Annotated in this window: 3 protein-coding genes; all 3 read right to left on the bottom strand. The window is 58.2% G+C overall.

Going from position 1 to position 2,325, the window contains the following annotated elements; translation table 11 throughout:
* Positions 1 to 140 precede the first annotated feature (140 nt).
* Positions 141 to 575 carry a hypothetical protein gene (locus VJ956_RS10065; RefSeq protein WP_324084386.1) on the bottom strand — a complete coding sequence of 145 codons (435 nt, stop codon included), beginning with the start codon at positions 573 to 575 and terminating at the stop codon, positions 141 to 143.
* Positions 550 to 1,842 (bottom strand): IS256 family transposase, encoded by a 1,293-nt coding sequence (locus VJ956_RS10060; protein WP_324084384.1) that lies wholly within the window; start codon positions 1,840 to 1,842, stop codon positions 550 to 552. The genes VJ956_RS10065 and VJ956_RS10060 overlap by 26 nt, the downstream gene beginning before the upstream one ends.
* Before the next feature lie 297 nt (positions 1,843 to 2,139).
* On the bottom strand, positions 2,140 to 2,325 hold a 186-nt coding region (locus VJ956_RS10055; protein ID WP_324084381.1), incomplete at its 5' end, for a hypothetical protein.

The raw sequence follows: 2,325 nt of genomic DNA, 5'->3' as shown, positions 1-2,325 counted from the left end.
CTGTGCGTGTACGACACGCGGTGTGTGACACCACTACTACAGCACACCAGCGTCGTGCTCAGCAGCGTTGATGAGAGAATTGTTCACACAGTGTGACTGTGAGCTGAACGCACTGTGCACAGCTCACAGTGAATTTTGTTTCACTGCTTGCGACGTGCAGCCTCAGCTTCAGCCCACTGTTCAGCAGTGCTGTTGGCGATGATGTCACGCATTGCAGCGATGCCTTCACGCACAGCGTCAACTGTGTTTTCCACATAGGTAACTGAGCCATCAACGACTTTGCCACCATCACGCATCACCAGTCTGCGCTGTCCGTTGACGCTCTTTTCGCTCCACCAGAACTTGACGCCATTGCCGTCCAGCTCTGCTTCAGTGCTGTAACTGTCCAACTCAGCCAACATTCTGTCTGCTTTGCTCAGCAGTTTTGAGCGCAGAGGTGCGCGAGCAGTGGTTTGAGGTTCCAAGCCCTTTTCGCGCATTGCGTCTTTCAGCGGGAATGTCCCGAACGATGTTGAAAAGCGTTTCGGGGCGACGCTGCGGATTTCATGGTTATGCGGCCTGAGCCAACGGGTCAACCGGCGCCTTATTTTGTGGGTCGCGGTGCTTTTCCAACGCGGCCTTCAAGTCGGGCAACTGCTTGTAGGCTTTGAGCCGGCGAAAGCCCTTTCCGGCTTCGAGCATTCCGGCGGCGGTCCAGCGTAGCGCCATCTGGGCATCGCGCCAGCGCTTCACATTTCGACAGACCTGACGGATCACCGCATTCATCGACTCGATGATATTCGTCGAAGCTAAAGACCGGCGCAATTCCGCAGGGACGCCGAGGCGGATCACGGTCAGGATCTCGTCTAACCCTTCCAGGATCGTTCGGCTGATGCCAGGAGCTTCCTGCTCAAGACGCCGCGCCACATTGCGTAGAAGACGTTCCGCCTTGTCCGCGTCATCGAGTTTCCAGGCCTGTTTCAGCGCGTGACGGACCGCAGCGTGATGCTTCGGGTCGATCCGCTCGGCGATATTGCGCGCCTTGTGAACCTGGCAGCGCTGGATCGGAATGTCCGCGCCGAATGTCCTGCGGATCGCCTTACTCAAGGCCTTGGCTCCATCGACAATGAACAGCCGGCAGACCTCCGGATCAAGCCCGCGCTCAATCAGGTTATCCAGAAGCGCTTGCACGGTGGCGGCGTTTTCTGTGGCGCCCTCGACCACGCCGAGCGGGTGCTTATGCCCTTCAATATCAATGCCAACAGCGCCGATCATCAACAACTTGTCGGTCATGTGCAGGCCATCGATCTGGATCACCAAAAGATCGAGATGTGACAGGTCCGAGGCCATCCACTCGCCCATACGCGCTTCGGTCAGCGCCTTGAAACGTCGCGAGATCGCCGATTTCGACAGGCCTGAACCGTCCTGCGAGGGCACACCTGCTTCGGGCAAACGAACGGCGCGCCCAAACTTGCGTGTCGCCACATTTATCAGCATCAGGTTCATCGCCCATTCGTCCAGCCAGCCGGCCTCGGCGGCCTCCTGCCAACTTGGCAGCGGCATCTCCTTCCCCGTGGCCTTCGAGCGCACGCGGGGTCGCTCCAACTCAACCTTGCCGCCTTGGAACCCCAGGCGACCTCGGGTCGTGCCCCAGCGGTGACCAGGTTTATCGGCATTGCGCGCATGTGCCTCGCCGGCCAGTTCCGATGCGTCGCTTTCCAGCATCTCGCTGAGCGCGGAAACCCCGGCCAGCAGGCAGAACTGGTCAAAGCTCTGTCCAACTGCCTCCCAAGCACCGGCAACAGCGCCGCGCAGATCATTCTGGCTGGTCACGGCCAGCTGCGATGTCGTAGTCTTCTTCATGGTGTTGCTTTCCTCTCGGTTTGAACACCCCGAGCCTACGGCTCAGGGAAAGCAACGCCACCCTTCAGTCAAAGTTCAACATCAACCGGGACATCCCCAACCTGTCCAGCATTGATACTTAGGTCGTCAGGAAAATAGCCAAACTCAACCACATGTCACCTTATAATTTTCCATGAACCTATTACCGTGAGGCTATCGCAGCATACACTCATGGCGTTTTTCATTCGTTTTCGAAAGGCTGGCATACGCCGAAGTCCCATTCAAGTATCACCATGCCGGAGCTCTCCGGAAGCCGACCTATTTCAGCAACTGCTCCGTCCGCGCACTGTGGGATCGGCCATCACCGGATTTTGCAGTTTCAGCGAACGTCAGGAATGACTGGCCGCATCTTAGCGGAGGCAGGGCGTGCTCAATGACCGGAAAGGGCCGGTCACGTCGGAGGCGTTGACCAAGGGTCGCAACGTCGCCAACTCTGCCCCAGAG

Origin of the sequence: Marinobacter sp., from assembly GCF_035268745.1 — a bacterium.
Lineage (GTDB): Bacteria > Pseudomonadota > Gammaproteobacteria > Pseudomonadales > Oleiphilaceae > Marinobacter.
This window is presented reverse-complemented; position numbering and strand designations above follow the sequence as displayed.

Bases quoted from the DNA above. Each gene is read 5' to 3' on its own strand.
- VJ956_RS10060 (WP_324084384.1), bottom strand. From the start codon at position 1,842: ATGAAGAAGACTACGACATCGCAGCTGGCCGTGACCAGCCAGAATGAT.